3 protein-coding genes are annotated in these 5,221 nt (G+C 68.5%); all 3 read left to right on the forward strand.

The window, feature by feature from the left end; genetic code table 11:
• Positions 1-141: 141 nt before the first annotated feature.
• Positions 142-2,067 carry a hypothetical protein gene (locus tag VFL64_RS12825; RefSeq protein ID WP_489540768.1) on the forward strand — a complete coding sequence of 642 codons (1,926 nt, stop codon included), beginning with the start codon at positions 142-144 and terminating at the stop codon, positions 2,065-2,067.
• The gene (locus VFL64_RS12830; protein ID WP_489540769.1) at positions 2,054-4,855 is read left to right on the forward strand and encodes a tetratricopeptide repeat protein; all 2,802 of its coding nucleotides are present in this window, start codon (positions 2,054-2,056) and stop codon (positions 4,853-4,855) included. Before VFL64_RS12825 ends, VFL64_RS12830 begins: the two co-directional genes overlap by 14 nt.
• On the forward strand, positions 4,842-5,221 hold a 380-nt coding region (locus tag VFL64_RS12835; RefSeq protein ID WP_489540770.1), incomplete at its 3' end, for a tetratricopeptide repeat protein. The genes VFL64_RS12830 and VFL64_RS12835, both read left to right, overlap by 14 nt.

Genomic DNA, 5,221 nt, shown 5'->3' on the forward strand with positions numbered 1-5,221 from the left:
GCCAACATCAAGTTCGACAAGGGCACCGAGCCCAAGTACATCGAGCTGCAGATCAAGGACTCCACCGGCAAGCTGCAGCCGGAGTTCGTGGTCAAGGTCTGGCAGTAAACGCACCGACGACACAAGAGACGACACGCCTTCATGTGCCTTCGGATCTCCACGAGTAACGTGCTGCGCAGGCTGGGCCTGGCAGCGGCCGTGGCCATCGCCTGCCATGGCGCCGCCGTGGCGGCCGACGCCAAGCCCGACCATTCCATCAAGGACCCGTACTACGGCGATACCTTGTTCTACTTCTTCCAGGACAAGTACTTCAGCGCCGTCACCGGCCTGATGGTGTCGCAGCATTTCAACCGCGTCTCCAACCACGCCGACGAGGCCGAGGTGCTGCGCGGCGGCCTGCTGCTCTCGTACGGCATGCACAAGGAAGCGGGCGAGATCTTCGCCTTGCTCATCGAGAAGGGTGCCTCGCCGGCCGTGCGCGACCGGGCGTGGTTCTTCCTCGCCAAGATCCGCTACCAGCGCGGCTTCTTCGATGCGGCCGATGACGCGCTCAATCGCATCGAGAAGAACCTGCCGCCCGCCATGGAAGAAGAGCGCGCGCTGCTCAAGGCCAACGTGCTGATGGCGCGCGGCGACTACGCCGGCGCCGCCGCCGTGCTCAACGCGCTGCCCGACGTGAACAAGGACGTCTCCAAGGGCAGCACCAGCGCCGCCCTCTACGCCCGCTACAACCTGGGCGTGGCCCTGGTCCGAAGCGGCAACCCGGACGGCGGCAGCGCCTTGCTCGACCAGCTCGGCAAGGCCCCCACGCCACCGCAGGCCACCGAAGAGTTCCGGGCGCTGCGCGACAAGGCCAACCTCGCGCTTGGCTTCACCGCACTGCAGGCCGAGCGCCCGGAGGCCGCCGGCCCTTACCTGGAGCGCATCCGCCTGAACGGCCCGCAGTCCAACAAGGCCTTGCTCGGCTTCGGCTGGGCCTCGGCCTCGCTCAAGAACCACAAGCAGGCGCTCGTGCCCTGGACGGAACTCATCCAGCGCGACAGCAGCGACGCCGCCGTGCTCGAAGCCCACATCGCCGCGCCCTATGCCTTCGGCCAGTTGGGTGCGTACGGCCAGGCGCTCGAGGGCTACAACAACGCCATCGCCGTCTACGAACGCGAGAACACCCACCTCGACGAGTCGATCGCTGCCATCCGCGCCGGCAAGCTGCTCGAAGGCCTGCTCGAACGCAACCCCGGCGAAGAGATGGGCTGGTTCTGGAACATCGACGAGCTGCCCGACATGCCGCACGCCGGCCACCTGACCCAGGTGCTCGCGCAGCACGACTTCCAGGAAGCCTTCAAGAACTACCGCGACCTGCAGTTCCTCACCCGCAACCTGCAGCAGTGGAAGGACAGCCTCGCCGTCTTCGGCGACATGCTCGACAACCGGCGCAAGGCGTACGCCGAGCGCCTGCCCGGCATTCTGGAGAAGCTGCGCAACACCGGCATCACTGAACTGAGCCAGCGCAACGGCACGCTCTCGGCCGAGCTCGCTACGGCGCAGGAGCAGGGCGACGGCGTGGCCTTCGCCGACCCGCAGGAGCGCGCCCTGCGCGAGCGCCTGGCCGACGTTCAAAGCAACATCGCCGCGCTGGGTGACACGCCCGAGACGGCTGCCGCACGCGAGCGTTACCGCCTGAGCGCCGGCGCCATGACCTGGCGCCTGGCGCAGTCCTACCCCACACGCCTGGCCCAGGCCAAGAGCGACCTGCAGGCCCTGCAAGCCGGCATTGAAGAAGCCAAGCGCCACGAGGCCGACCTGGCACAGGCCCAGCGCGACGAGCCGGCCAAGTTCGAGCGCTTCGCGCTGCGCATCGCCGAGCTGGACAAGCGCATCCAGGCGCTGATCCCGAGCGTGGCCGCGCTGAGCAAGGAACAGCAGGGCGCGCTGCAGGAGCTGGCCGTGGCTGAACTCGTGCGCCAGAAGGAGCGCCTGGTGGCGTATGCCACGCAGGCCCGCTTCGCCGTGGCGCAGCTCTATGACCGCGGCAGCAAGCCCAAGGACTCCGAGAATGCGCCCAAGTAACACTGCGCTGCTCGTGCTGGCCTTGGGCCTGAGCGCTTGCGCCGGCAAGCGCACCAGCAACCAGCCCGAACCGCCCACCCTCAAGAGCCTGGCTGGTCGCGAGGTCGAAGTGCGCCCCGACCAGGGCGTGGCGCTGGGTGACGAAGCCAAGGCGATTGCGGCCTACAACAAGTTCCTCGAAGTGGCGCCCAAGGCACCGCAGCGCTCGGAGGCCATGCGCCGCCTGGGCGACCTGGAGATGGACACCGCCGACAACAAGCTTGCGAGCGGCGAAGGCTCGGGCAACCCCGACTACAAGGCCGCCATCGCGCGCTACCAGGACTACCTGAAGGCCTACCCCAACGACCCGGGCAACGACCGCGTCCACTACCAGATCGCCCGCGCCTACGAGCAGGGCGGAGATCTGGAATCCGCCCTCAAGACGCTCGACGGCCTGGTGGCCCAGTACCCCAAGACCACGCACCTGGCCGAAGCGCAGTTCCGCCGCGGCGAGCTGCTGTTCACGATGCGCGACTACGTGAAGGCCGAGCAGGCCTACGCCACCGTGCTCAAGAACGACGCGCAGGGTGGCTTCAAGGACCGTGCGCTCTACATGCACGGCTGGTCGCTGTTCAAGCAGGGCAAGGTCGAAGAGGCCTTGCAGTCGTTCTTCGCCGTGCTCGACATCAAGGTCGGCAACCGCGAAGGCGGCGCCGATCTCGACAGCCTGGAGGGCCTCACGCGGGCCGACCGCGAACTGGTCGAAGACACCTTCCGCGTGACCAGCCTGAGCCTGGCCAACCTGCAGGGCGCCGAGTCGATCCCGGCCTACATCACGAGTGACGTGCGCCGCTCCTACGAGTTCCGCGTCTACCAGCAGCTGGGCGAGCTCTACATCCGCCAGGAGCGCACCAAGGACGCGGCCGACGCCTTCGGCACCTTCGCCAAGCGCGCACCGTTGCACGCGCAGGCGCCGCAGCTGCAGGCCCGCGTGGTCGACATCTACCAGAACGCCGGCTTCGCCACGCTCGCGCTCGACGCGAAGAAGGACTACGTCACCCGCTACGGCGTGGAGAGCGAGTTCCGCAAGGCCAACCCCAGCGGCTGGGAGGCCGCGCAGCCGCTGGTCAAGACGCACATGGCGGAGCTGGCGCGCCACTATCACGCCACCGCCCAGAAGAGCAAGGCGAGCGCCGATTACCAGGAGGCGATCAAGTGGTACCGCGCCTACCTCACGTCCTTCCCCAATGACCCGGAGGCCGCGCAGAACAACTTCCTGCTCGCCGAGCTGCTGTTCGAGGACAAGCGTTACAGCGACGCCGCCGTCGAGTACGAGAAGTCGGCCTACCAGTACCCGGTGCACGCGAAGAGCGCTGACGCCGGCTACTCGGCCCTGCTGAGCTACGCCGCATTGGAGAAGGCCGCCCAGGGCGCCCAGGCGACAGCGCTGCAGCGCACCGGGGTCGACAGCGCGGTGCGCTTTGCGAACACCTTTCCGACCGACCCGCGCACGCCAACGGTGCTGACCAACGCGGCCGAGAAGCTCTTCGCCCTGCGCGACTCGCGTGCCGCCCCGGTGGCCCGCCAGGTGCTGGCACTGCAACCGCCCGCACCCGCCTCGCAACGGCGTGTCGCCTGGACGGTGGTGGCCCACACCTCGTTCGACGCCGCCGACTTCGCCCAGGCCGAGCAGGCCTACACCGAAGTGCTGGCGCTGATGCCCGAGAAGGAAGCCGGCCGCGGCGAGCTCGTCGAGCGCCTGGCCGCGTCCATCTACAAGCAGGGCGAGAAGGCGCGCGCCGAGGGTGACCTGCGCGGCGCCGTGAACCACTTCAACCGCGTGGCCACCGTCGCGCCGCAATCGGCGGTGCGGGCCAATGCGCAGTTCGACGCCGCCGCCGCGCTCATCGCGCTGAAAGACTGGGACGCCGCCGCCCGCTCGCTCGAAGACTTCCGCACCCGCTTCCCCAAGCACCCGCTGCAGGCCGAGGTGGGCGGCAAGCTCGGCGTGATCTACATGGAGAAGGGCGACTGGAGCCAGGCCGCCGGCGAGCTGGAGCGCTTTGCCGCCACCAGCGCCGACCCCAAGGCCGCGCGCGCCGCGCTGTGGCAGGCTGCCGAGTTGCACGAGAAGGGCGGCGCCCGCCCGCAAGCCGCCAAGGCCTACGAGCGCTACCTCAAGCTCTACCCCGATCCGCTGGAGACCAACCTCGAAGCCCGCTACCGCCTGGCGCAGATCGCCAAGAAGGACGGCAACGCCGCCCGCGAAGCCACGCTGATGCGCGAGATCTACGCCGCCGACCAGGCCGCCGGCAGCGCGCGCACCAACCGCACGCGCTACCTGGGGGCACTGGGCGCGCTGGCCATGGCCGAGCCGGCCTTCGAGGCCTACCGCAAGGTGGCGCTGGTGGAGCCGCTGGCCAAGAACCTCAAGCTCAAGAAGGCCAAGATGGACGACGTGCTCAAGGCGTACAGCGTGGCCGCGAACTCTGGTGTGGCCGACGTGACCACTGCCGCCACGTACCACATCGCCGCGCTGTATCAAGACTTCGGCAAGGCCATGATGAGTTCGCAGCGGCCCAAGAAGCTGTCCAAGCTGGAGCTGGAGCAGTACAACGTGATGCTCGAAGAACAGGCCTATCCGTTCGAGGAGAAGTCGACCGAGCTGCACGAGATCAACGTCAAGCGCACGGCCGACGGCATCTACGACGAATGGGTCAAGCGCAGCTTCGACGCCTTGAAGGAGCTGCGGCCGGTGCGTTACGGCAAGACCGAACGCAGCGAAGGAGTGGTCGATGCGATCCGCTGAACGTCTGCGCACCACGTTGCTCGCGCTGGCGTGCTGCCTGGGCGCGGCGGGCTGTTCTTCGCTGCCGTGGTCGAACACCGAGAACGCCAACCCGTCGATCGGCTCGACCGCCGCCTCCAAGCAGGCCGCCACGGCCAGGCCGGCGGCGCCCGCAGCTTCCCAGCCGCAGGCCGCCTCCGACGCCGAGGTGGTGGTCACACCTGCTGCGCAGAAGGCCTTCGACGACGCCCGCCGCGCCATGCGCGCCGGCCGCATGGACGAAGCCGAACGCGGCTTCAAGAGCGTGGTGCAGTTCCACCCCGAGCTGGGCGGGCCGCACGCCAACCTGGGCGTGATCTACCGCCAGGCCAACAAGCTGCCGCAGTC

The sequence above is a fragment of the Rhizobacter sp. genome (assembly GCF_035702065.1).
Classification (GTDB): Bacteria; Pseudomonadota; Gammaproteobacteria; order Burkholderiales; family Burkholderiaceae_C; genus Rhizobacter.